21 protein-coding genes, 1 tRNA gene and 1 pseudogene are annotated in these 22,336 nt (G+C 66.5%); 10 read left to right on the top strand and 13 right to left on the bottom strand.

Annotated elements, in window-relative coordinates; genetic code table 11:
• Positions 1 to 227: 227 nt before the first annotated feature.
• The 6 genes and pseudogenes from AC6LJ2_RS16700 to AC6LJ2_RS16675 all read left to right on the top strand — a co-directional run.
• Positions 228 to 476 (top strand): annotated as a pseudogene (locus AC6LJ2_RS16700) (peptidoglycan-binding protein LysM); the annotation flags it as partial.
• Between the two features lie 3 nt (positions 477 to 479).
• Positions 480 to 1,313, top strand: a complete 834-nt coding sequence (truA, locus tag AC6LJ2_RS16695) for a tRNA pseudouridine(38-40) synthase TruA (protein ID WP_263914747.1) — start codon at positions 480 to 482, stop codon at positions 1,311 to 1,313.
• Between the two features lie 34 nt (positions 1,314 to 1,347).
• Positions 1,348 to 2,445, top strand: coding sequence for a TRAP transporter substrate-binding protein (locus tag AC6LJ2_RS16690; protein ID WP_263914748.1), 1,098 nt, complete (start codon positions 1,348 to 1,350; stop codon positions 2,443 to 2,445).
• Positions 2,446 to 2,573: 128 nt separating this feature from the next.
• Positions 2,574 to 3,236, top strand: a complete 663-nt coding sequence (locus AC6LJ2_RS16685; RefSeq protein ID WP_498151771.1) for a phosphoribosylanthranilate isomerase — start codon at positions 2,574 to 2,576, stop codon at positions 3,234 to 3,236.
• A 166-nt stretch (positions 3,237 to 3,402) separates the two neighbouring features.
• A tRNA-Val gene (locus AC6LJ2_RS16680) sits at positions 3,403 to 3,479 on the top strand.
• A 19-nt stretch (positions 3,480 to 3,498) separates the two neighbouring features.
• Complete coding sequence (locus AC6LJ2_RS16675; protein ID WP_498151770.1) at positions 3,499 to 3,858, top strand: hypothetical protein; 360 nt, start codon at positions 3,499 to 3,501, stop codon at positions 3,856 to 3,858.
• Positions 3,859 to 4,046: 188 nt separating this feature from the next.
• Here the strand turns inward: AC6LJ2_RS16675 and AC6LJ2_RS16670 are convergent, their stop codons facing one another.
• Complete coding sequence (locus tag AC6LJ2_RS16670) at positions 4,047 to 4,580, bottom strand: phosphonate degradation HD-domain oxygenase (RefSeq protein WP_498151769.1); 534 nt, start codon at positions 4,578 to 4,580, stop codon at positions 4,047 to 4,049.
• Between the two features lie 147 nt (positions 4,581 to 4,727).
• On the opposite strand from AC6LJ2_RS16670, the gene AC6LJ2_RS16665 reads away from it, so the two are divergent.
• From AC6LJ2_RS16665 to AC6LJ2_RS16655, 3 genes are all read left to right on the top strand, one after another.
• Complete coding sequence (locus tag AC6LJ2_RS16665; protein WP_263914752.1) at positions 4,728 to 5,435, top strand: tetratricopeptide repeat protein; 708 nt, start codon at positions 4,728 to 4,730, stop codon at positions 5,433 to 5,435.
• 53 nt (positions 5,436 to 5,488) lie between these two features.
• Positions 5,489 to 5,908 (top strand): YbaN family protein, encoded by a 420-nt coding sequence (locus AC6LJ2_RS16660; protein ID WP_263914753.1) that lies wholly within the window; start codon positions 5,489 to 5,491, stop codon positions 5,906 to 5,908.
• Between the two features lie 178 nt (positions 5,909 to 6,086).
• Positions 6,087 to 7,034, top strand: coding sequence for an alpha/beta hydrolase (locus tag AC6LJ2_RS16655; RefSeq protein ID WP_025135326.1), 948 nt, complete (start codon positions 6,087 to 6,089; stop codon positions 7,032 to 7,034).
• 81 nt (positions 7,035 to 7,115) lie between these two features.
• Here AC6LJ2_RS16655 and AC6LJ2_RS16650 read toward each other — a convergent pair whose 3' ends face one another.
• From AC6LJ2_RS16650 to AC6LJ2_RS16635, 4 genes are all read right to left on the bottom strand, one after another.
• Positions 7,116 to 8,897, bottom strand: coding sequence for an IlvD/Edd family dehydratase (locus AC6LJ2_RS16650; protein WP_263914754.1), 1,782 nt, complete (start codon positions 8,895 to 8,897; stop codon positions 7,116 to 7,118).
• A 70-nt stretch (positions 8,898 to 8,967) separates the two neighbouring features.
• Positions 8,968 to 9,984 carry a TRAP transporter substrate-binding protein gene (locus tag AC6LJ2_RS16645; protein WP_263914755.1) on the bottom strand — a complete coding sequence of 339 codons (1,017 nt, stop codon included), beginning with the start codon at positions 9,982 to 9,984 and terminating at the stop codon, positions 8,968 to 8,970.
• Between the two features lie 57 nt (positions 9,985 to 10,041).
• The gene (locus AC6LJ2_RS16640; protein WP_263914756.1) at positions 10,042 to 11,322 is read right to left on the bottom strand and encodes a TRAP transporter large permease; all 1,281 of its coding nucleotides are present in this window, start codon (positions 11,320 to 11,322) and stop codon (positions 10,042 to 10,044) included.
• 44 nt (positions 11,323 to 11,366) lie between these two features.
• Positions 11,367 to 11,909 carry a TRAP transporter small permease gene (locus AC6LJ2_RS16635; RefSeq protein ID WP_263914757.1) on the bottom strand — a complete coding sequence of 181 codons (543 nt, stop codon included), beginning with the start codon at positions 11,907 to 11,909 and terminating at the stop codon, positions 11,367 to 11,369.
• 133 nt (positions 11,910 to 12,042) lie between these two features.
• Here AC6LJ2_RS16635 and gntR point away from each other — a divergent pair, with 133 nt between their 5' ends.
• Positions 12,043 to 13,068, top strand: a complete 1,026-nt coding sequence (gene gntR, locus AC6LJ2_RS16630) for an HTH-type transcriptional regulator GntR (RefSeq protein ID WP_445658628.1) — start codon at positions 12,043 to 12,045, stop codon at positions 13,066 to 13,068.
• Between the two features lie 33 nt (positions 13,069 to 13,101).
• On the opposite strand, the gene AC6LJ2_RS16625 is transcribed toward gntR, so the two are convergent.
• The 8 genes from AC6LJ2_RS16625 to AC6LJ2_RS16590 form a co-directional block, all read right to left on the bottom strand.
• The gene (locus AC6LJ2_RS16625) at positions 13,102 to 14,058 is read right to left on the bottom strand and encodes a DMT family transporter (protein WP_498151768.1); all 957 of its coding nucleotides are present in this window, start codon (positions 14,056 to 14,058) and stop codon (positions 13,102 to 13,104) included.
• 7 nt (positions 14,059 to 14,065) lie between these two features.
• Positions 14,066 to 15,130 carry a histone deacetylase family protein gene (locus AC6LJ2_RS16620; protein ID WP_498151767.1) on the bottom strand — a complete coding sequence of 355 codons (1,065 nt, stop codon included), beginning with the start codon at positions 15,128 to 15,130 and terminating at the stop codon, positions 14,066 to 14,068.
• A 25-nt stretch (positions 15,131 to 15,155) separates the two neighbouring features.
• On the bottom strand, positions 15,156 to 15,449 hold the full coding sequence (locus AC6LJ2_RS16615; protein WP_025135334.1) for a cupin domain-containing protein: 294 nt from the start codon (positions 15,447 to 15,449) through the stop codon (positions 15,156 to 15,158).
• Between the two features lie 26 nt (positions 15,450 to 15,475).
• Complete coding sequence (locus tag AC6LJ2_RS16610) at positions 15,476 to 17,110, bottom strand: ABC transporter ATP-binding protein (RefSeq protein WP_498151766.1); 1,635 nt, start codon at positions 17,108 to 17,110, stop codon at positions 15,476 to 15,478.
• 9 nt (positions 17,111 to 17,119) lie between these two features.
• Entirely contained in the window at positions 17,120 to 17,959 is an 840-nt protein-coding gene (locus tag AC6LJ2_RS16605) for an ABC transporter permease (RefSeq protein ID WP_263914761.1), read from the bottom strand.
• Positions 17,956 to 18,963 (bottom strand): ABC transporter permease, encoded by a 1,008-nt coding sequence (locus AC6LJ2_RS16600; protein WP_263914762.1) that lies wholly within the window; start codon positions 18,961 to 18,963, stop codon positions 17,956 to 17,958. The genes AC6LJ2_RS16605 and AC6LJ2_RS16600 overlap by 4 nt, the downstream gene beginning before the upstream one ends.
• A 90-nt stretch (positions 18,964 to 19,053) precedes the next feature.
• Complete coding sequence (locus tag AC6LJ2_RS16595) at positions 19,054 to 20,628, bottom strand: ABC transporter substrate-binding protein (RefSeq protein ID WP_498151765.1); 1,575 nt, start codon at positions 20,626 to 20,628, stop codon at positions 19,054 to 19,056.
• Between the two features lie 196 nt (positions 20,629 to 20,824).
• On the bottom strand, positions 20,825 to 22,324 hold the full coding sequence (locus AC6LJ2_RS16590) for an aldehyde dehydrogenase (protein WP_263914764.1): 1,500 nt from the start codon (positions 22,322 to 22,324) through the stop codon (positions 20,825 to 20,827).
• Positions 22,325 to 22,336: the final 12 nt, after the last annotated feature.

Raw genomic sequence — 22,336 nt, 5'->3', positions numbered from 1 at the left:
ACTATCATACACAGATGTTTGTTTTTTAGTATGACAGCGACACTCCAGATATACACATCGACACCGTTTGGCGGGCGCGGCCGAAGGGGACTAAGAACCGGGCCCCCGCCACCCGGGGCGCGGCGGGTCCCCCCGGCGGGCGGGCACCCAGGGCCCCCGCCACACAAGACAAGGCCGCCGCGGATGCGGCGGCAAGCAACGACAAGGACAAGGATTTGACTTCTTCCATGCCGGCCTGGTTGGCCGACAATCTTCTGGTGATCGTCACCGCCGTACTGGCGCTGATCGCGTTCGCCATCGCCTGGGTGCTGCGCCGCGCGGGCGCGCGCCGTGGCGACGACGACGAGGAAACCTACGCCTACAACGAGCCCGCGCTGGATACCGCAGCGCTGAACCGCAAGCTCGATTCGATCAATCTCGACCTGGACGAACCGCCCACGGACGAACCGCGCCGGGTCGGCGGTCCACGGGTCTGACAGATGTCCAGAGTTGCAATGGGGCTGGCCTACGACGGCTCCGCCTGGCAGGGTTGGCAAACCCAGCCGCACCGGCAAACGGTGCAAGACACATTGGAAGCCGCGCTGGCGCGCTTCTGCGACGTAACGGAACCGGTGGCCACCATTTGCGCCGGCCGCACCGACACCGGCGTGCACGGGGCGATGCAGGTCATCCATTTGGATACTCCCCTGGACCGACGCATGGAATCCTGGGTGCGGGGCGTCAATGCCTTCCTGCCCCCCAGCATTTCCGTGCAATGGGCCAAGCCGGTGTCGGATGACTTCCATGCCCGCTTTTCCGCCCGGGCCCGTACGTACGTCTATCTGCTGTGGCGGGGTCGGGTGCGCCCGGCGCTGTGGGCAGGCCGGGCAGGGTGGTGCTATCAGCCGCTGGACGTCGATGCCATGCGCGCGGCCGCACGCGCCTTGCTGGGGGAACACGATTTCTCCAGCTTTCGTTCGTCGCAGTGCCAGGCCAAGCATCCGGTGCGCGTCATGCACCGGCTCGACATCGAAGAGCGCGGTCCGTTTCTAGTGTTTACGCTTCGGGCCAACGCTTTCCTGCATCATATGGTGCGCAACATCATGGGTGCGCTGCTGCAGATCGGCCAGGGCCGCGAATCCGTCGACTGGATGGCGCAGCTGCTGTCCTGGCGCGACCGCAAGCGCGGCGCGCCCACGTTTTCACCCGACGGCCTGTACCTGTCGGCCATCGAATACCCCGACGAGTTCGGCCTGGACGAGTTGGATGGCGGGGCGCTTTTGCTGTCGCCCTTCACGCAACACACGATGCAACCATCGGAAAATCCGCCATAGCCGGGCGGCCGTCGGCACCTAGGAGGCCAGTCTCATGCAACGCCGCGCGTTTTTGAAGCGAACCGCCCTGGGCGCCGCCGCCGGCGGGGCCGCCATCGCCGCCCCGGTCTATGCGCAGGATGCCCCGACCGTATCCTGGAAGCTGGCCTCCAGCTTTCCCAATGAATCGCCCACCTTGTTTGGCGGCGCCGAAGACGTGGCCCGCTACGTCAACGACGTCACCGACGGCAAGTTCCATATCGAGATTTTCTCCGCCGGCGATCTCATGGAGGCCGGCCAGGTGCTGGACGCCGTGCAGCATCGCATCGTCGAATGCGGCCATACCGCCTCCACGCGCTTTTTCGATACCGATCCCGCGCTGTGCTTCGACGCCGGCCTGCCGTTCGGCCTGAATACGCGCCAGATGAACGCGTGGATGATCCAGGGCGAAGGGCTGGCCCTGACTCGCGTGCTGTTCGACAAGTACAACATCCTGAATTTCCCCTGCGGCTTTACCGGCGCCCAGATGGGCGGCTGGTTCCGCGGCGAGGTGAAATCCGTGGACGACCTGCTCGGGCTGAAGATCAAGGCGGGCGGTTTCGCCCGCCAGGTGCTGGCCCGCATGGGCGCCGAACCGGTCGACCTGCCCATCGCCGACACCTATGCGGCGCTGGAGCAGGGCGGGGTGGACGCCGTGGCCTGGATCGGTCCGTACGACGACGAAAGCCTGGCGCTCTACAAGGTCGCCCGGAACTACTACTTTCCCGGCTGGTGGGCGGGCACGCTGCAACTGTCGCTGTACGTCAACCAGGACGCGTACGACGAACTGCCCAAGCCCTATCAGGCGGCGCTGGGCCTGGCCAGCCGCATGGCCACCGCCAACATGATCGCCAAGTACGACGCCGGCAACCCCGATGCGCTGCGCCGGCTGGTGCAACGTGGCGCGCAACTCAAGGCCTTTTCCCGGCCCATGCTGCAGGCCGCCTATGAGGCGTCGCTGAAGCTCTATCAGGAACTGAGCGCCAAAGACCCCATGTTCAAGAAGCTGTACGAGAGCATGACGGCCTTTCGCGACAAGGAAATCCCGTGGTTCCGCGTGGCCGAAGGCAGCTTCGACAACTTCATGGCGACGGCGGGCCAGCCGGCGGGCTGACGCCGGCAGCCTTGCAGCGGGCTGCCAGTTCGCCTGATCGTCGGGCGGTCCGCATCCCGCGGCGGCATGCGTGAGGTAGGCGCTCTTATATATACTGGCCGCATCCGTCGCGCTGGGCGACGCAAGCAATGAATTCCATGCGCACACGCATCAAGATCTGCGGCCTGACCCGCGAGGAAGACATTGACGCCGCCGTTTCGGCCGGCGTCGACGCCATCGGCTTTGTCTTCTACCCCAAGAGCAAGCGCTGCCTGACGCCCACCCGCGCCGCGCAACTGCGCCGCGCGGTGCCGGCGTTCGTCGACGTGGTGGCCCTGTTCGTGAACCCCGATCCGGCGGACGTGCAGGCCGTGCTGGACCAGGTCGGCCCGGAACTGCTGCAGTTCCATGGCGATGAATCCCCGCAGGACTGCGCGCGCTACCACCACCGCTACCTGCGTGCGTTTCGCGCAGGCGCCCCGGGCCTGGATACGGCCGAAGACCTGGCGTCCTGCTGCCGCGCCTACGGCGAAGCCGCCGGCTGGCTGTTCGACAGCTACAGCGCTGGCTACGGCGGCAGCGGCCACGGCTTTGACCACGCGCTGCTGTCCGACGTGAAGGCCGATCCCGTGTCGCGCCCGCTCATCCTGTCCGGCGGATTGACCCCCGACAACGTCGCCGCCGCGGTCCAATCCGTGCGCCCGTGGGCCGTCGATGTGAGCAGCGGCGTCGAGGTCGAGCAAGGAATAAAAAGTTCTGATAGAATCTCGTTCTTCGTTGCTGCGGTGCACGCCGCAGACGCGAAAAAGTAAGAAGGTTTCTAGTGCTTGGCGTGCCTTTGGGCAGGTCGTTGCAGATGAAGAATCAGGCGCAGGTAAATACCAAAGCGAAGATTCTGGAACGCAACAAAAACAGCAAAAAGTTTGAAAAGACGATTTGCACAGTTTAAAAAAGCACTATATAATTCTTCTTCTTTGCAGGCGGTTAGCTCAGCTGGTTAGAGCGCCACGTTGACATCGTGGAGGTCGTTGGTTCGATTCCAATACCGCCTACCAAATTCCTGCAAAGTGGTGCTTGATAGAGCTAGTCAAGCACCGCCAAAAAAGCCGCGACAGTCTAAGACTTCGCGGCTTTTTGCTTTCTACGTCGCCTGGAGAGCATTCAAGCATGGGGTTACGCCCAAATCCGCCGTCTGATCCCGCGCCACATCCGCAGCGGCCTTCCTGGCAAACCCGCCTGGTGGAAGTGATTTTTGGCGGTATTGCGATTGTGACGGCCGGCCTGGGCCTGATTGTCGCCGTCGGGCTGGGTCTGCTGTCCGGCGACTTGGGCATACTGTCGTGGCCGAAGAATACAAACAAGTGGGTGAAGGCTGCGGCGGTGCTTTTTGTTTTCGCGGTTCTGGTTTTGCTTGCGTACCTGCTGATCAGGTAAAGCGTGGCCTACAGGCAGATAGATACTGCTGCCGCGCAGAGAAGCCATCATTCGGCAAGTATGAGGGCATTATGTGTCGTGGCAATCCGTCAACTGCCAACGGAATATCTCTGACGCTGATTCCTTCGATCAGGGCGAGCTGGAATCAGCGGTCTGCAATACTGATGGCGTCCGGCGGCGACGTCGCCTTATTCCACCCGCAAACACCGCTGCGCCATCTCCATATAGTGCGCAATCGGCGGCGTATCCAATCCCACCACCTTCGCCAGATCGTCATACCGGCGCAGCCGCACCGCGGCCAGCGCGTGCGGCTGACAGGCGAACGTCTCGGCTTGTTCGGCGGTGAATACGCCGCCTTGCAACGCCAGGCTCTGCACCGAGGCGGGCGACAGGGTGTCCAGGTAGGCGGGTTCGATCGCGCCCAGGTAGCGTTTGGCGGCGACGTGCAGGCGCACGGGCGTGGTGACGTCGTCGGTGAACAGCGTGGCCAGGGCGTCGGCGGCGACTTCCTGGTGGCGCATGTCGGTGGTGATGCTCTCGGCCAGCATGAGGTGGCCGACGTCGTGCAGGAAGGCGGCGACGATCACGGCCTCGGATTCGCCGGCCTGTTCGGCCAATTGCGCGCATTGCAGCGCGTGTTCGGTCTGGCTGATGGCTTCGCCGCCGTAGTAGGCGGCGCCGTGATGGGCGAACAGGGTCTCGATAGTGGGCAGGGTCAGCATGGCGCAGCCTCGGCGTTGGGAAGTTGCACGAGACGATAGCGCTTTGCAGTGACATCTAGATGACTAGAGCATGTTGCGCAGATCGATTCTGCCCGCCCTGGCGCGGCCCCTATCGATGATAGTCTTGGGCTTCACCCGGGATGATTCATGCATAGACTGCTCCTTCGCGTTGCCCCCCTGATTGCCTCCCTGTCACTTGCCGGCTGCCTGGCGACTGCGCCGGTTGCGCCGCAGTCGCGCGTCGACGAGATTCCGATGTACGGGGGCATGGATCGATCGGCCCCTGACATCAAGGCCGCCGACGACAAACTCACGGCGGACGCGAGCCGCGCGTTTGGGTCACCCGCTCGCGCAGCGCAGGCCTGGATCGAGCAGGGGTATCGGTTTTACCGGGCCGACCAACTCGGCATGGCGACGCGGCGCTTCAACCAGGCCTGGCTGATGGATACGCATAATCCCGAGGTCTATACCGGCTTTGCCGCGGTGCTGCACGATCAGGGCAAGTATTGCGACGCCATGAAAATGATGGAGACGGCGCTGAGCCTGAAGCCGCCTTCATTCCAGGGCATTTATGCCGATGCGGGCCGTATTGCCGCACGTTGTGCCGCCGCGGACCAGACCTTGTCGGGCCCGGAACGCGCCGCAATGATCACGCGTTCGGACGCCTTGTTCCGCAATGGCGAGGCCGTCGAGCCGGACAAGGCCTATCTGTATAACGCGTGGGCCAGCGCGTATTACTGGAACGGCCAGTATGCGGATGCCTGGGCGATGGTGGCCAAGGCGCGCCGGGCGGGCGGACAACCCGGTGCACGCTTTCTGCAGATGCTGCGCGAGAAAATGCCGGAGCCGACTTGACCGTCAGGTGATTCGCGGCGCCGTCTTGCAACTGCGTTATCCTGCACCCCATCATGATGAGAGCACTTTGGCTGATCCTGGGTTGCGTGATGCTGGCGTTGGGCGTGATCGGCGCTTTCCTGCCGGTGATGCCGACCACGATTTTCCTGATTCTGGCGGTGGGCTGCTTTTCGCGCTCGTCGCCGCGGCTTGAGCGCTGGCTGCTGGACAGCCCCACTTACGGTCCGTCGCTGCGCGCCTGGCGCGAGCAGGGCGCGGTGTCGCGCAAGGGCAAGCTGTACGCGTCGTTGGGCATGGCGGTGGGGTATGGCCTGTTCTGGTGGGGCGCACATCCGTCGTTCTGGCTGGCGCTGGGCGTGGGCGTGTTTTTCCTGGCAAGCGCTGCCTATGTCTTGAGCCGGCCGAGCCCGAAGCCTCTTGATCCGGCGGAACAATCCGTGGCGCGGCCGAACGATCCCGCGCCACGCGCCTGACGCCTGCTTGAACGCTGCACGCCACGCGTAACGCACCGAAACGGGCGTGTCCATTTTGTCGCCGCCGGGCCTGCGAATCTCTGCTTAAATTGCCTGCAGCGCGGCCATGGCCTTTGTTGGCAGGCCTGGTCCGGCGGCCGCTTCGTCCGCCTGGCATTCCGGCCCGCGAGGACGATTTATGCATATCAAACGACGAGAACTCCTGTTTGCCGGCCTGTCCAGTGCCGCGCTGGGGCTGATGACCGAGCCGGCGATGGCGATTGCCGCGCCCACGGGCCAACCCACCCTTGATCTGTGGCCGGGCAACCGGGCCCCGGGCGGGCCCGGCCCGAAAGAGGCCGAGAAGGTCAGCGCCAAGGGTTCGGTCACGCAGGTGTCGCGGCCGCGCCTGGTGGTCTACCGGCCCGAACGTCCCAACGGTACGGCCATGCTGGTGATTGCCGGCGGCGGCTATGCCCACATCGAACGCGGCACGGAAAGCACGCCGGCCTGCCTGTGGCTGCAATCGCAAGGGGTGACGGCGTTTGAGCTGGTGTATCGCCTGCCGGGCGAGCATTGGCCGGCGGTGGCGCCCCTGCAGGATGGACAGCGTGCGATGCGGGTGATCCGCGCCTCGGCCCAGGAATTCGGCCTCGATACCGGCCATATCGGCGTGATGGGGTTTTCCGCGGGCGGGCATCTGGCCGGCATCACGGCGGCCACGCCGGGCGTGGCCCGCTACCCGCTACTGGACGAGACCGACAAGCAGTCTTCGCGGCCGGACTTCGCGGCGCTGATCTATCCCGTGCTGACGTTCATGCCGCCGTTCGACCACACCCATGCGCGTCGGGAGATCGTTGGCGAGCATCCCACGGCCGAGGAAAGCGCGGCGTTTTCGGTGGACCACCTGGTCACGGCGCAGATGCCGCCCACGTTCCTGGCGCAGGCACAGGACGATCCGATTTCGCCGGTAGACAACAGCCTGCTGATGTTCGGGGCGCTGCGCCGCCTGGGCGTGCCGGCCGAGATGCACATCTTCGCGGCCGGCAAGCACGGCTGGGGCATGGGCAAGCCGGGTTCGCTGGTACAGGCCTGGCCCGAGCTGTTCGCCAAATGGGCGGCGTTCAATCAGTTCTTCAAGGCGTGATCCCCACCGCGTGATCCCTGGCGCCAGGACGTCAAAGCCTGACTGCCAAGGCCCGACCCGCAGCGCGTGGCCCGGGCGGGCCTAGTGCGAGTGCCTGGGGTCGCCCCGCGTTTCCACCACCTTCAGGTAGAGCGTGGCCGGCTCCAGGCAGCCGCCGGTGGATAGTTGGCCTACCAACTGGCGGTACAGCGCTTGCCAAGGGGTTTGCGAGGCGGGGGGCTGGTAGCCGGGGGCCTGGCGGCGCCGTTCCATCTCGGCATCGTCCACCAGCGCGATGACGCTGCGCTGGTTCAGGTCGACCCGTATCCGGTCGCCGGTGCGCAGCAGCGCCAGCCCGCCGCCCACGGCGGCTTCGGGCGACATGTTCAGGATGGACGGGCTGCCCGACGTACCGCTCTGGCGGCCATCGCCCAGGCAGGGCAGCGAGTCGATGCCGCGCTTGATCAGGTGCGAAGGGGGCGCCATGTTCACGACTTCGGCGCTGCCGGGGTAGCCCACGGTGCCGGCGCCGCGAATGACCAGGATGCAGTGTTCGTCGATCTCCAGAGACGGGTCTTCGATGCGGGCGTGGTAGTCCTCGGGTCCGTCGAACACGATGGCGCGGGCCTCGAAGGCGTTTTCGTCGCCCTCGGTCGACAGGTAGGTGCGGCGGAATGCTTCGCCCACCACCGACATCTTGATGACGGCGCTGTCGAAGAAGTTGCCCGACAGCACGATGAAGCCGGCACGGTGCTTGAGCGGCGCGGCGCAGCTGCGGATGACGTCGGCATCGCGGGTCTTGGCGCCGGCGGCGATATCGCCGATGGTCTTGCCGGACACCGTCGGGCAGTCGCCATGCAGGCGGCCGGCGGCCAGCAATTCATGCAGCACGGCCGGCACGCCGCCGGCGCGGTGAAAGCCTTCGCCCAGGTGCTCGCCGGCCGGCACGCAGTTCACCAGCAGCGGCACGTCTTCGCCCAGGCGCTGCCAGTCGTCCAGGCTGAGGTCGATGCCGGCGTGGCGCGCCATGGCGATCAAATGGGGCGGGCAATTGCTGGAGGCGCCCAGGGCGGACGCGACCACGATGGCGTTCTCGAAGGCCTGGCGGGTCAGGATATGGGACGGCCGCAAGTCTTCGCGCACCATGTCGCAGATGCGCAGGCCGGTGGCGTAGGCCATCTGGCCGCGTTCACGGTAGGGGGCGGGAATGCTGGCGCAGGTGGGCAGCGACATGCCCAGCGCTTCAGCCAGCGAGTTCATGGACAGCGCGGTGCCCATGGTGTTGCAGTGACCCACCGATGGCGACGACGCCGTGGCGAGGGTCATGAAGCCTTCGTAGTCCAGCTTGCCGGCGGCCATCAGGTTGCGCGCGTGCCAGATGACGGTGCCCGAGCCCACCCGCTGGCCATCGTGCCAGCCGTCCAGCATGGGGCCGCCGGACAGCACGATGGCGGGAATGTCGACGGTGGCGGCCGCCATCAGGCAGGCGGGCGTGGTCTTGTCGCAGCCGGTGGTGAGCACCACGCCGTCCAGCGGATAGCCGTGCAGGATCTCGACCAGGCCCAGGTAGGCCAGGTTGCGATCCAGCGCCGCCGTCGGGCGGCGGCCCTGCTCGGCCAGCGGATGCACCGGGAATTCCATGGGAATGCCGCCCGCGTCGCGGATGCCGGCCTTGATGCGCTCGGCCAGGGCCAGGTGATGGCGGTTGCACGGCGCCAGGTCGCTGCCCGTCTGGGCGATGCCGATGATGGGGCGCCCGGATTGCAGTTCCTCGCGGGTCAGGCCGTAGTTCAGGTAGCGCTCGACGTAGATGGCCGTCATGTCGGCATGGGCGGGGTCGTCGAACCATTTCTGGCTGCGCAGCTTGCGGGGAGTGTCGGTCATGGATGCGTCTCGTGTGCTTCGGGGGCTTGCGGCGCGGCGGGCGCGCCGCAAGTCAGATTGCCCTGCGGGGCTAGTTGCGCGCCTTGCTGATTTCCGCGTTCAGTTGCTGGATCAGGCCCGGCCCGAGCTCCTGCGTGTACTTGTCGACCACGGGCTGCACTTTTTCCCGCATGCGGGCCACTTCTTCGGGCGATACGGTGTTGATCTTCATGCCGGCCTGCTCCAGCGTGCCCATGGCCTTCAGCGAATCCGCCCGGCTGTCCTTGCGCTCGAAATCGCGCGAGGCCTCGGCGGCCTGGCGCACCAGGCGCTGTTCGTCGGGTGAGAGCTTGTCCCACCATTTCTTGGACGCCAGGACTACCCAGGGCGTGTAGACGTGGCGGGTGATCGTCAGGTAGGGCTGCACTTCGTAGAACTTGCTGCTCTGGATGGTGGTGATGGGGTTCTCCTGGCCGTCCACCGTGCGGGTTTCCAGCGCGGTGAACAGTTCCGAGAACGGCATGGGCACGGCGTTGGCGCCCAGCGTGTTGAACACGCCCAGCGCGATCTGGTTCTGCATCACGCGCAGCTTGATGCCCTGCATGTCTTCGGCGCGCACGATGGGGCGCTTCGAATTGGTCATGTTGCGAAAGCCGTTTTCCCAGTACACCAGGCCGACCAGGCCTTTGGCTTCCAGCTTCTTGAGCAGGTCCTGCCCCAGCTGGCCGTCAAGCACGGCATCGGCCTCTTTTTCACTGTTGAACAGGAATGGCAGGTCGAAGACGCCGAATTCCTTGACCATGCCGGCCAGCGGCGCCGTGGAACCGACCATCATTTCCTGCGCGCCGCCGGCCAGCGCGCCCTGCATCTGTTCGTCCGATCCCAGGTTGGCCGAGCCGAACGTCTTCATCTTGAGCTTGCCGTCGCTGATCTTCTCCAGCTCCTGCGCCAGGAAACGGGCGGCGCGGCCCTGGACGCTTTCTTCGTTCAGGCCGTAGCCGAAGCGGATGAGCCTCGGCTTGACGTCGGCGGCGGCCGCGACGCCGGCGAATGCGCAGGACAGCGCGGCGGCCAGTACGACGAGACGGGTCTTCAAAGGCTTGTACATGGTGTTCCTCCTTGGCTTCTTGTAGTGGGCGCGGGCATGCGCCGGGGGGCCGCAGGCCTAGTGCATCCAGCTTGCGGGAACGGTGATCAGCTCGGGGAAGATCACCAGCAGGACCAGCAGCAGCGTGTAGGCCACGACGTAGCGCCACACGCCCCTGCAGATGGTTTCCATATTGATGCGGGCAACGCCGCAGACCACGTTCAGCACCGTGCCGACCGGCGGCGTCAACAGGCCCACGCAGCCGACCATGACGAACATGACGCCGAAGTAGACGGGATCGATACCGGCTTTGGTGACGACGGGCATCAGCACCGGCGCCAGGATCAGGATGGTGGGCGTCAGGTCCATGACGGTGCCCACCAGCGTCAGCAGCACCAGCAGGGCGAACATCAGCAGCTTGGGCTGGTCCAGCACCGGGTCCAGCAGCGCGATCAGGTCCTGCGGCATATCGGCCAGGGTGATCATGTACGACGAGACCATGGCGGCGGCCACCAGGAACATGACGATGGCGGTGGTGCGCGCCGCATTGATGAACAGCGGCAGCAGGTGGCGCACGCCGATCTCGCGGTAGACGAACAGGCTGACCAGCAGCGCGTACACGGCGGCGACCACCGCAGCCTCGGTCGGGGTGAAGATGCCGCCGCGCAGGCCGCCGATGATGATGACCGGCAGCATCAGCGCCCAGGCCGACTCGCGCAGGGCGCGCAGGCGGGCCGGCCACGGCTGGCGCGGCGCGGGCTTGATGGCGCCATGCTTGCGCGCCACCCAGGTCCATACCGCCACCAGCGTCAGGCCCATCATCAGCCCGGGCGCGATGCCGGCGAAGAACAGTTTGGTGATGGAGACGTTGGTGGCGACGCCGAAGATGATGAAGGAAATGGACGGCGGAATGATGGGCGCGATGATGCCGCCAGCGGCGATGAGGCCCGAGGCCTGGCCGGCGTCATAGCCCTTTTCGCGCAGCATGGGGATCAACAGGGAGCCGAGCGCGGCGGCGTCCGCCACGGCCGAGCCCGACAGCGCCGCCAGCAGCACGCTGGCGAAGATCGCCACGTAGCCCAGGCCTCCCTGGATGTGGCCCACGAACATGCTGGCCAGGTTGACGATACGGCGCGAGATGCCGCCGGCGTTCATCAGTTCGCCGGCCAGCATGAAGAGCGGCACGGCCATCAGCGTGAAGCTGTTGGCGCCCGACAGCATGTTCTGCGCCAGGATCTGCGTATCGAAGAAATCGAGCTGGAACATCATGGCGATCGCGCTGAGCAGCAACGCGAAGGCAATCGGCATGCCCAGGGCGATCAGCCCCAGCAGCACGAGCAGGAAGACGGTCAGGATCATGGCGCGGGTCCGGGCGGGATGGCGGGAAGGGGGAGGGGGGCGGATCAGACCGACGGGTCTTCAGGGCTGGATTCCGCCGGCAAGGGCCCGCCGGCCAGCACGCGCACCAGGTCGACCAGGGTCAGCAGGCCCATGAGGACGGCGGCATACAGCGCTGCGGCGTTGAAGACGGCCAGCGACATCCCCGTGACGGGCAGGCGGGTGTCCAGCCCGATCACGGTCTGCACCCAGCTGCCTTCGGCCATCAGCCACAGCACCCACAGCACCAGCAACTGACAGAAGATGTGCGACACGCGCCGGGCGGCCGGGCCGAAGCGGTCGACCAGCATCGTGACGCCGATGTGCTGGTGATCGCGCAGCGCCAGCACCGAGCCCAGGAAGATCATCCAGACGAACGCCAGGCGTGACACTTCGTCGGACGCGTTGATGCCGGAATTGAACAGATAGCGCAGGGCGACGTTGCCGAACAGCAGCACCACCATCACGGCCAGGCAGGCGACCATCAGCCACGTCTGCAGGCGGGCGCACCAGTCTGCGGCGCGGGCCAGCGGTGTACCGCCGGGCCGCCCCTTGGGGGAACCTTGCATGCTTGTCTCCAGTTTCCGTTTTCCGGATTTTTATGAGGTCTTGCGAAGCTGATGTTAGCGCTAACATTTTTGGTTTGGCAAGCCCCCCGGTTTGCGTCAGACTACGGGCTCGCCAACTGGGTCAGAAAGATCGATGTCCATCCGAAAGCCGCGCAGCACCCGAGCCGGGCGGGTGACCATGCAACAGGTCGCGGACCGCGCCGGGGTCAGCGCGATCACGGTGTCGCGCGCGTTGCGCACGCCCGACAAGGTGGCCGAGGGCTTGCGCCTGCGCATCGCCCAGGTCTGCCAGGAACTGGGCTACGTGCCCAATCACGCGGCCAGTGCGCTGGCGTCGTCGCGGTCACAGACCATCGTGGTGCTGATTCCTTCGCTCAGCAACGTGGTGTTCATCGACATCATCACGGGCATCAAGGACGCGCTGGACGCGCAGGGCTACCATCTGCTGATCGGCGTGACCGGCTATTCGCCCGACGCCGAGGAAGCGCTGCTGCGCAAGTATCTGCAGCATCTGCCGGACGGCCTGATCCTGACCGGCATCGACCACAACCCGGGCGTGTGGGATCTGCTGCGGGTGCAGGGCATGCCCACCGTGCACACGATCGAAACCCTGGCTGGCGAGGACGGCATGAGCGTGGGCTTCTCGCAGGCCGATTCGGGGTATGCGGCCTGCCGGCACCTGGTGGACCGGGGGTACCGGCGCATCGCCATCGTCGGCGCGCAGCTGGACCCGCGTTCGCTGCGCCGCTGCGAAGGCGGCCGCCAGGCGCTGCGCGATGCCGGCCTGTACGATCCGTCACTGGAAATCATGACGCCGGAGAAATCCTCCATTGGCCTGGGCGCGACGCTGTTGCAGCGCCTGCGGGCGACACATCCCGATTGCGATGCGGTGTTCTTCTGCAATGACGACCTGGCCCAGGGAGCGGTGTTCCAGTGCGGGCGCCTGGGAGTGAGCGTGCCGACGCAGATTGCGATCGTGGGGTTTCACGATCTGGCGGGCACGGCCTGGACCACGCCGCCCTTGTCCACCATCGCCACACCGCGCTACGAGATCGGCCGGGAGGCCGCGCAACTGCTGCTGCGGCAACTGGAGGGGCAGGACATCGCGCAGCGCCACGTGGACCTGGGCTTCACCCTGGTCCAGCGCGAAACCACCTGATTTCCGTGGGCGCGGCGGCGCTCTGAGTCCGCTCTAGTTCGTCCGCCGCAACGCCAGGAAGACCCCCGACGCCATGATCAGGCCCATGCCGGCCAGCGCCAGGCTGTCGGGCGGGCGCTGGAACCAGAAGGTGCTGAACGCCACGGCCAGCAGCAACTGAAAGTAGTTCAGCGGCGCCAGGGTGGCGGCCGACACGCGCTGGAACGCCGCGATCAGCAGAATCTGCGCCAGGCCGCTGCATGCGCCCAAGGCTACGATCAGCGTCATGTCGATGGCGGTGGGCCAGGGATCCGGTAAAAAGAACGGCGCGGGCAGCGCCGTGGCAATGAGGCAGATGAAGGCGGTGTAGGCGTATTGCACCGGCCCGGCGACCTTGCCCGACAGCTTGCGGGTCAGCACCTGGAAGATGGCGTAGCTGACGGCGGATACAGCCATCAGCACGGTGCCCAGCACCGGCAGGTCGGACCCCGGCCGCACGATCAGCAGCATGCCGGCAAAGCCCGCCGCCACCGCCGTCCATTGCGCCGCCTTGACCCTTTCGCCGAGCAGCCAGGGCGACAGCGCCACCATGATGAGCGGCGAGGTGAAGTAGATCGCCGTGGCCTCGGACAGCGGCATCCAGATCAGCGCCGTCATGAAGCAGCTGGCCACGGTGGCCAGCATCACGCCGCGCAGCACCAGCAGGGGCTTGTGCGCCGCATCGCGCAGTCGTTGGCCGCGGTGGCGCCACAGCATCGCCAGCGCCAGCGTCGCCACGGCGATGTAGCGCATGACGTTCAGGAACGGTGCGGGGTAATACGCCAGCATCTGCTTGGAGCCGGCGTCGAACGTGGCAAAGGCCATGAGGGCGCCGAAGAACAGCAGGATGCCGGCGCGGCGGGATCCGGCAGAGGTGGCGGCGGCCGGTGCTGCGGCAGCCGGTATTGCGGCGGTCGCTACCGCCGCCGACGCGGCGGCCTGCGCGGGCGCGGCCGATGGGGGAAGGGTCATGGCCGGCTCAGGTGCCGCCCTGGCTCATGCCTTGCAGGAAGGCGTCCAGCGCCGGGCCGATGGCCTGGACCATGTAGCCGCCTTCCTGCACCACCACCGTCGGCACGCCCAGGCTGGCCACGCGCGCACCGATGTCGCGGTAGGCGCCGATGTCCAGCTTGAGCACGCTGATAGGGTCGTCCTTGTAGGTGTCGAAACCCAATGCCAGCACCAGGGCCTCTGGCGCATACCCGGCCAGTGCGGCCAGGGCGGTGTCCAGTGCCTTCAGGAAGACGTCGTTGCCCGAGCCGTGCGGCAGCGGCAGGTTCAGGTTGCAGCCTTCACCCGCGCCGTGGCCGCGCTCGTGCGCATAGCCGGTGTAGAACGGGTAGTAGCCGGTGGGGTCGGCGTGCAGCGACACGGTCATGACATCCGCACGCTGGTAGAAGATGTTCTGGGTGCCGTCGCCGTGGTGCGCGTCCACGTCCAGCACCGCCACCTTGGACCAGGTCTGCAGCAAGCGGCTGGCGGCGGCTGCGCTGCTGTTCAGGTAGCAGAAGCCGCCGGCGCGATCGCGATGGGCGTGGTGGCCCGACGGTCGGCATAGCGCATAGGCCAGCCTGCCGCCGCCTGCGACGTGATCGGCCGCGGCCACGGCGCTGTGGGTCGAGCGCAGCGCCGATCGCCAGGTCTGCGGGCCGATGGGGCACGACAGGTCACTGAGGTAATACCCCGTCTGCGCCACGATGGACGGCGACGGGCAGGGGCCGCGTCCGGCCGTCTCGATGCGGCCGTTGTAGTAGGGCGACAGGTTCGGCAGCACCTCCGGGCCGGGGTCCACGCCGGGCGCCTTCAAGGCCTGCCAGCGGGCGTACGCGGTTTCCAGATAGTCCAGGTAGTCCTGGCTGTGGATGCCTTCCAGCGGCTTGCGGCCGTAATCCGCCGGTGCCTGCACGGCAACGCCGCGCGCCGCCAGGGCGCTTTGCAGGCTTTCGGCGCGCGAGGGCAGGTCGGTCGGCGCGCTGATGCGTCCCAGCCGCATGAACTGCCGGGGCGCGTGCAGCAGTTGTTCTTCCGAGAAAAACGCCTTCATGGTGATCCTTGTCCAGGGGGGGGCGTCAGGCCGCCTGCTTGATTTCGATTTCGACGAACACGAATTCGGTGTCGCTGGGGTTGATGACGTTGTGCTCCACCCCCACCGGCCGGTAGTAGGCCACGCCGGTGGTGAGCTGGCTGGTGATCGGGCCGTCGGGCGTGTCCAGCAGCAGCGGGCCGGTGGTCTGCGGCACGACGACGTAGTTCATGCCGTGGCGGTGCCAGCCAGTTTCGCCGCCCGGCGGAAAGCGCCACTCGGTCACGGTGACCTGGGCGTTGTCGATCTGGACGGTCGGGATGGCAGCGGGGCGTTGCATGGTCGAGTCTCCTGGTTGAGCCGCTTTCAGGCGGCGGCCTGTGCCTGGGTGGGATCCCAGTGTTGGCCGGGCACGGCGGCGATGAGCTGTTGCGTATAGGCGTGTTGCGGGTTGTCGAAGATCTGGCTGGGCGAGCCGTATTCCACCACCTTGCCGCGGTGCATGACCAGCACCGAATTGCAGATCTGGGCGGCCACGCGCAGATCGTGGGTGATGAACACCAGCGCGATCTTCAGGCGCTGTTGCAGGTCGTGCAGCAATTGCAGCACCTGTGCCTGCACGGACACGTCCAGCGCCGAGACGGATTCGTCGGCCACCAGCACCTTGGGTTCCAGCGCCAGCGCGCGCGCGATGCCGATGCGCTGGCGCTGGCCGCCCGAGAACTGGTTGGGATAGCGGTCGAACGCCGACGGGTCCAGCCCCACCAGCGACAGCAGTTCGCGCACCCGGGCCTCGGCCTGGGCCCGCGGCACGCCGTTGGCCACCGGGCCGTCGCTGATGATGCGGCCCACGGTGTGGCGTGGATTGAGCGAGGCGAACGGGTCCTGGAAGATCATCTGGATGTCTTTGCGCAGCGGCCGAAAGCGCGACTCGGGCAGGGTGGCGATGTCCTGGCCGTTGAAGATCAGCTGGCCGCCATTGATGCCGACCAGCTTGAGCAGGCATTTGCCGATGGTGGACTTGCCCGACCCGGATTCACCGACGATGCCCAGCGTTTCGCCGCGACGCACGGTAAAGCTCACGCCGTCCACCGCATGCACTTCGCGCTTGTTGCCCAGCCAGCCGTGGCCGATGACGTAGGTCTTCTTCAGGTCTTTCACTTCCAGCACGGGCCGGTCGTCGGCGGCCGCGACGCGTTCCTCGCCCCGGCGATGCGGCACGGCGGCGATCAGGCGCTGGGTGTACGGATGGCGCGGCCGGTTCAGCACCTCGTCGGCCGGCCCTTGTTCGACCAGCACCCCTTTTTCCATGACGGCCACCCGGTGCGCGATCTCGGCCACCACGCCGAAGTCATGGGTGACGAACATCACGCCCATGCCCTTTTCCTTCTGGATGCGGGCGATCAGCGCCAGGATCTGGGCTTGGGTGGTGACGTCCAGCGCAGTGGTGGGCTCGTCGGCGATCAGCAGCGCGGGCTCCAGCGCCAGGGCCATGGCGATCATGACGCGCTGGCGCTGGCCGCCGGACAGGCGGAACGGGTACACGTGATAGAGCGTGGCCGGGTCGGGCAGGCCGACGAAGGCCAGGAGGTCCAGCGTGCGCTTCATGCGCTCGGCGCCGGGGTAGGCATTGTGCACCCGCATGACTTCGCTGATCTGCTCGCCCACCGTCATCAGCGGGTTCAGGGCCGACAGGGGCTCCTGGAAGATCATGGCCATGTCCTTGCCGCGCATGGCTTGCAGGGTGGCCTCGTCCTGTTGCAGCAGGTCGGTGCCGCGGAACAGGATGCGGCCCTGCTGCGGCGTCAGGTAGTCCGGCAACAGGCCCATGATGGCGTTGGCGCTCATGGATTTGCCCGAGCCGGATTCGCCGACGATGCACAGGATTTCGCCGGCATGGATGTCGTACGAGACGTCCTGCACCGCGAACGGGCGGTCGCCGCCGCCGGGCAGCGCAATGCTGAGGTTATGGATGGAAAGCAGGGGCGGGGATGCGTTCATGCCGGTCTCCTATTCGCCGCGCTTGCGCAGTTGCGGGTTGAGGGCGTCGTTCAGGCCTTCGCCGATCAGGTTGATGGCCAGCACGGTCAGCAGGATGGCCACGCCCGGCCACACGCTCATCCACCAGGCTTCGCGGATCATGGTGCGGGCCGCCCCGATCATGAAGCCCCAGCTCATCAGGTTGCGGTCGCCCAGGCCCAGGAAGGACAGCGACGATTCGGTCAGGATGGCGGTGGCCACCATGAACGAGGCCGACACGATGATGGGCGACATGGCGTTCGGCAGGATCTGCGTGCCCACGATGCGGGCGGGCGTCTGGCCGATGACGATGGCCGCCTGCACGAACTCGCGCTGCTTGAGCGTCATGAATTCCGACCGCACCAGGCGTGCCGCCGGCGGCCAGGACACCACCGCGATGGCCCCCATGATGGAATACACCGACGGGCTCAGGATGGCCACCAGCACCACGGCCATGGCCAGCTGCGGAATGGTCTGGAAGAACTCGGTGAAGCGCATCAGCGCATCGTCCACGCGGCCGCCGCAGTACCCGGCGATGGACCCGACCACGATGCCGAACACCAGCGCCACGGTGGTGGACAGCAAGCCCACCATCAACGACACGCGGGCGCCCCACACCAGGCCGGCGGTGATGTCGCGGCCCAGCATGTCGGTGCCGAACGGGTAGGCCGCGTCGGTGAACGGCGGGATCAGCGGGTCCGCCACCATCATCCAGGGCGAATCCGGGTACAGCAGGGGGGCGGCCAGGGCCACGACGACGACGACCAGCATGATGGCCAGGCCGGCCACCGCGCCGTAGTTGCGCATATAGCGACGGGCAAAGGGGCTCATGCGGCGGCTCCTTGTTGGGCGCCCGCGCCGATGCGCGGATCGATCAGCCGGTACAGCACGTCCGTCAGCAGGTTGAACACCACCACCATGATCGAGGTCACCAGGAAAATGCCCAGCAATAGCTGGTAATCACGCTGCAGCAGCGCATCGAACATCAGCCGGCCGATACCGGGCCAGGCGAACACGGTCTCGGTCAGCACCGCGCCGCCGGCCATCTGGCCCAGCTGGATGCCCGCAAACGTAATGACGGGCAAGAGCGCGTTGCGCAGCACGTGGGCGCGGATGACGCGGCTGGGGCTGACGCCCTTGGCGCGCGCCGTCTTGACGAAGTCCATGCCGATGACTTCCAGCATCGACGCCCGCGTCAGCCGGACGTAGACGGCCATGAAGAAGCAGCCCAGCGTGACGGTCGGCAGGATCAGGTGCTGGGCAATATCGGCCACACGGGCCCAGCCGGTCAGGCCGGCGCCCACGGTTTCCATGCCGAAGGCCGGCAGCCAGCCCAGCACCACCGAGAACAGCAGGATGCCCATCAGCGACAGCCAGAACAGCGGCGTGGCGTAGAGCAGCAGCGCGCCGGTCATGACCGAGCTGTCGATCCAGCGGCGCTTGTTGCGGTAGCGCGCCTTGGCGGCCACCACGCCCAGCAGCACGCCCAGCACGATCGAGAACACGAAGGCGCAGGACATCAGCAGGAAAGTGGCGGGCAGGCGCTCGACGATCAGGTCCAGCACCGGCACGTGGTTGCGGTAGGAAAAGCCCAGGTCCAGCTGGACCACGCCTTTCAGGTACAGGAAGAGCTGCGTCAGCACGGGCTTGTCCAGCCCGAACGCCACGCGCAACTGCTCGACATAGGCGGCATCGCCCGCGCCCGCCTGGCCCGCCAGCACGGCGGCGGGGTCGCCGGGCGCCAGGCGGATCAGGAAGAAATTGATGATGACCACGCCCAGCACGACCACCAGGGCCTTGCCGATGCGGGATACGAGGAAAGACAGGAATTTCATGCTCAAGGTCCTCCGTGGACGGGCGCGGGTGTCCGTCGCGCGGCCGGGCGCCGCCGCCGGGGTGCCGGCCCCGGTGGCGGTGTGCGGCGCTTACTTCTCGATGTAGACGTCGTCGAACGACTCGTTCAGGCCGATGGCGGTCTTGACCAGGTTCTTGACGTTGGCGCGATACAGCGTGGGAAATTCCATGTCCACCAGGAAGCCGTTGGCGACCTCGTTGACCAGCGTGGTCTGCAGCTGCGTGTAGAGCGCCTGGCGCTTGGCCGGGTCGACTTCGGACGCCGCCGCTTCCCACTGCTTGTCGGTCTCGGGGTTGCTGTAGCCCTGCACGTTGGCGAACGGCGAACCCTTGACGATGTTGGACGAGATGTACAGGCGCTGCACGCCCAGCGCGGGGTCGCCGTACTGGTAGGTGAAGTTGGTGGTCAGGTCGAAGTCCCAGTTGCCGGTGCGGCTGGCCCAGCCGCCCGCATCGGTCGATTCCAGGTTGACCTTGAAGCCCAGTTGTTCCAGCGCCTGCTTGGTGTATTCGCCCAGGCGGTCCCAGGTCGAGCCGTACGGGAAGCTCAACTGGCGGATGGTGTAGTCGCCGGGCTTGATGCCCGATTCCTTGATCAGCTCGCGCGCCTTCTTCATGTCGAAGGCCATGGGCGGCATGTTCTTGTCATAGAACATCTCGGTGGTCACGAACGGGCTGGTGGATACCTTGCCCAGGCCGAAGAAGATGTTGTTGACCACCATGTTGCGGTTCATCGCGGCCATGACCGCCTGGCGCACCTTCAGGTTGTCGAACGGCGGCTTGCGCATGTTGAAGATCAGGTAGGCCTGGGGCGAAAACATTTCCCAGCCGGCCGTGGTGTATTCCACCTTGGGCAGGGCGCGCAGGCGCTTGATGTCGACGTTGTCCACGTCGCCGCCGCGCAGCACGTCCACGCTGTCGCGCTCGAACGCCACCGCGCGCGAGGCCGCGTCCGGGATCACGTTGAACACCAGCTCGTCCAGGTACGGCATGCCCGGCTTCCAGTAATCGGGGTTGCGCACCAGCTTGATGTACTCGCCGCGCTTCCATTCCTTGAACATGAACGGGCCGGTGCCGACGGGCTTCTGGTTGGCCGGATTGGCCATGTAGTCGGTGCCGGCGTAGATGTGCTTGGGCATCATCGGCGCAAAGCCCGGCTCGAACATCAGCATGAAGGCCGGGAAAGGCGACTTCAGCTTGATGACCACCGTCTTCGGGTCGGTGGCCTGCACCGAGTCGACGAACTTGTTCAGGATCACGCGGGCCCGCGCATGGGTCTTGGGCAGCATGTCCGACAGCGTGAACACCACGTCGTCGGCGGTGAAGGGCTTGCCGTCATGCCACTTGACGTTGTCCTGCAGGTGGAAGGTGTAGGTCAGGCCGTCGGCCGACGCTTCCCACGATTTGGCCAGGCCCGGCTGCGGCTTCAGGTCGGTGGAGTAGGTCAGCAGGCTTTCATAGATCTTGCCGGCGACGAACTGGGTCGGGCCCTGCTGGTTGATGGCCGTGACGATCACGGGCGGTTCGGGCTGGACGATCATGTTCAGCGTGCCGCCCTTGGTCTGGGCCAGGGCCTGGGTGGCGGGCAAGGCGGCGGCCAGGAGCAGGGCGCCGATGCTGAGGGAGAACCATTTCTTCGATTTCACTGCGAGCCTCCGGGCTGGAAGAGTGTCGGTCAGGTGGGCGCCTGTTTACGCGGCGCGTGCCGGCTATGACAAGCAAACCTCGTGCCACCTGGGTTTCTCGGGGAACTGCGGGTGAAGCTGCTACAACAATGCGCTGTCTAGGTGCCAGGTACAGCGCCGCGCACCAATGCGGCGAACGCGATGCACGGACGGGGGCCTACAGACTGATGTCGATCCAGGTGGTCTTCAGGTCGCTGTACTTGTCCAGCGCATGCAGCGATTTGTCGCGGCCGAAGCCCGATTGCTTGACGCCGCCGAACGGCACGGTGATGTCGCCGTCGGCATAGCAATTGACCCAGACCAGGCCGGCGCGCAGTCGCCGCGACAGGCGATGCGCGCGGCCCAGGTTGGCGGTCCACAGGCCCGCACCCAGGCCGTAGGCCGAATCGTTGGCCAGCGCAATGGCTTCGTCTTCGCTGCGGAATCGCTGCGCGGTCAGCACCGGCCCGAAGATCTCTTCGCGAACCAGCGGGTGGGTTGCATCGACGCAGTCGAAAATGGTTGGTTCGATGTAGAAGCCGCCACTGTCGGTGCGGACCTGACGGCCGCCGATGCGCAGCGTGGCGCCATCGGCCTGGCCGGCCGCAATGCGGGCCATCACCGAACGCGTCTGGCGCTCATCGACCATGGCGCCCAGCGTGGTGTCCGGGTCCAGCGGATTGCCGGGCCGCATGTCGGCGGCGTGGCGCGCCACCTTTTCCATGAAGGTGTCGTAGATGGCGTCGTGCACGTACAGGCGCGAGCCGGCGATGCACACTTCGCCCTGGTTCGAGAAGATCGCCAGCGCGGCGATCAGCGCGGCGCGGTCCAGGTCGGGGCAGTCTTCGAACACGATGTGCGGCGATTTGCCGCCGCATTCCAGCCAGACCCGCTTCAGGTTCGATTCGCCCGAATAGGTCATGAAGCGCTTGCCGGTGGCGGTGGACCCGGTGAAGGCCACGCAGTCCACGTCCGGGTGCAGGCCCAGGGCCTGGCCGGCAACGGGGCCGGTGCCCGGCACGACATTGAAGACCCCGGCGGGAATGCCGGCATGCTCGGCCAGCGCCGCCAGCCGCAGCGCGCTCAGCGACGATTGCTCGGCAGGCTTGAGAATGACGCTGTTGCCGGCGGCCAGTGCCGGCGCCACTTTCCAGGCTGCCATCAGCAGGGGGTAGTTCCAGGGCACCACGGCGGCCACCACGCCGACGGGCTCGCGCGTCACCGTGGCCAACGCGTTCGGGCCCGTGGGGGCGATTTCGTCGTAGACCTTGTCGATGGCTTCGCCGTACCAGGCGTAGCACTGCGCGGTCTCGGGCAGATCGAAGGCCAGCGCGTCGCGGATCGGCTTGCCCATGTCCAGGGTTTCGATCAGGGCCAGCTCTTCGCTGTGATCGGTGATCAGTTGGGCCAGCTTGAGCAGGCGGGCCTTGCGTTCGCGCGGCGGCAGGCCCGACCAGACGCCGCTGTCGAAGGCGCGGCGGGCTGCGGCGACCGCACGGTCGACGTCGGCCTGGCCGCAGGCGGCCACGTCGGCCAGCTTGCGGCCGTCGATGGGGCTGGTGGCGACGAACGTGGCGCCGTCGGCGGCATCGGCATAGGCGCCGTCGATATAGGCCTGGCCGCGCAGCGTCAGCGAGCGGGCGCGGGCTTGCCAGTCGTCAAAGGTGTAGGTTGTCATGGCCGTGTCCTT

It is taken from the genome of Achromobacter sp. 1014246743, from assembly GCF_059760725.1.
The sequence above is the reverse complement of the archived record's forward strand: the minus strand, read 5'-3'. Positions and strand labels throughout refer to the sequence as shown.

Coding starts and splice junctions, on each gene's coding strand:
- truA (WP_263914747.1), top strand. CDS start 480: ATGTCCAGAGTTGCAATGGGGCTGGCCTACGACGGCTCCGCCTGGCAG.
- AC6LJ2_RS16690 (WP_263914748.1), top strand. CDS start 1,348: ATGCAACGCCGCGCGTTTTTGAAGCGAACCGCCCTGGGCGCCGCCGCC.
- AC6LJ2_RS16685 (WP_498151771.1), top strand. CDS start 2,574: ATGAATTCCATGCGCACACGCATCAAGATCTGCGGCCTGACCCGCGAG.
- AC6LJ2_RS16670 (WP_498151769.1), bottom strand. CDS start 4,580: ATGCTGACCCTGCCCACTATCGAGACCCTGTTCGCCCATCACGGCGCC.
- AC6LJ2_RS16665 (WP_263914752.1), top strand. CDS start 4,728: ATGCATAGACTGCTCCTTCGCGTTGCCCCCCTGATTGCCTCCCTGTCA.
- AC6LJ2_RS16660 (WP_263914753.1), top strand. CDS start 5,489: ATGATGAGAGCACTTTGGCTGATCCTGGGTTGCGTGATGCTGGCGTTG.
- AC6LJ2_RS16655 (WP_025135326.1), top strand. CDS start 6,087: ATGCATATCAAACGACGAGAACTCCTGTTTGCCGGCCTGTCCAGTGCC.
- AC6LJ2_RS16650 (WP_263914754.1), bottom strand. CDS start 8,897: ATGACCGACACTCCCCGCAAGCTGCGCAGCCAGAAATGGTTCGACGAC.
- AC6LJ2_RS16645 (WP_263914755.1), bottom strand. CDS start 9,984: ATGTACAAGCCTTTGAAGACCCGTCTCGTCGTACTGGCCGCCGCGCTG.
- AC6LJ2_RS16640 (WP_263914756.1), bottom strand. CDS start 11,322: ATGATCCTGACCGTCTTCCTGCTCGTGCTGCTGGGGCTGATCGCCCTG.
- AC6LJ2_RS16635 (WP_263914757.1), bottom strand. CDS start 11,909: ATGCAAGGTTCCCCCAAGGGGCGGCCCGGCGGTACACCGCTGGCCCGC.
- gntR (WP_445658628.1), top strand. CDS start 12,043: ATGTCCATCCGAAAGCCGCGCAGCACCCGAGCCGGGCGGGTGACCATG.
- AC6LJ2_RS16625 (WP_498151768.1), bottom strand. CDS start 14,058: ATGACCCTTCCCCCATCGGCCGCGCCCGCGCAGGCCGCCGCGTCGGCG.
- AC6LJ2_RS16620 (WP_498151767.1), bottom strand. CDS start 15,130: ATGAAGGCGTTTTTCTCGGAAGAACAACTGCTGCACGCGCCCCGGCAG.
- AC6LJ2_RS16615 (WP_025135334.1), bottom strand. CDS start 15,449: ATGCAACGCCCCGCTGCCATCCCGACCGTCCAGATCGACAACGCCCAG.
- AC6LJ2_RS16610 (WP_498151766.1), bottom strand. CDS start 17,110: ATGAACGCATCCCCGCCCCTGCTTTCCATCCATAACCTCAGCATTGCG.
- AC6LJ2_RS16605 (WP_263914761.1), bottom strand. CDS start 17,959: ATGAGCCCCTTTGCCCGTCGCTATATGCGCAACTACGGCGCGGTGGCC.
- AC6LJ2_RS16600 (WP_263914762.1), bottom strand. CDS start 18,963: ATGAAATTCCTGTCTTTCCTCGTATCCCGCATCGGCAAGGCCCTGGTG.
- AC6LJ2_RS16590 (WP_263914764.1), bottom strand. CDS start 22,324: ATGACAACCTACACCTTTGACGACTGGCAAGCCCGCGCCCGCTCGCTG.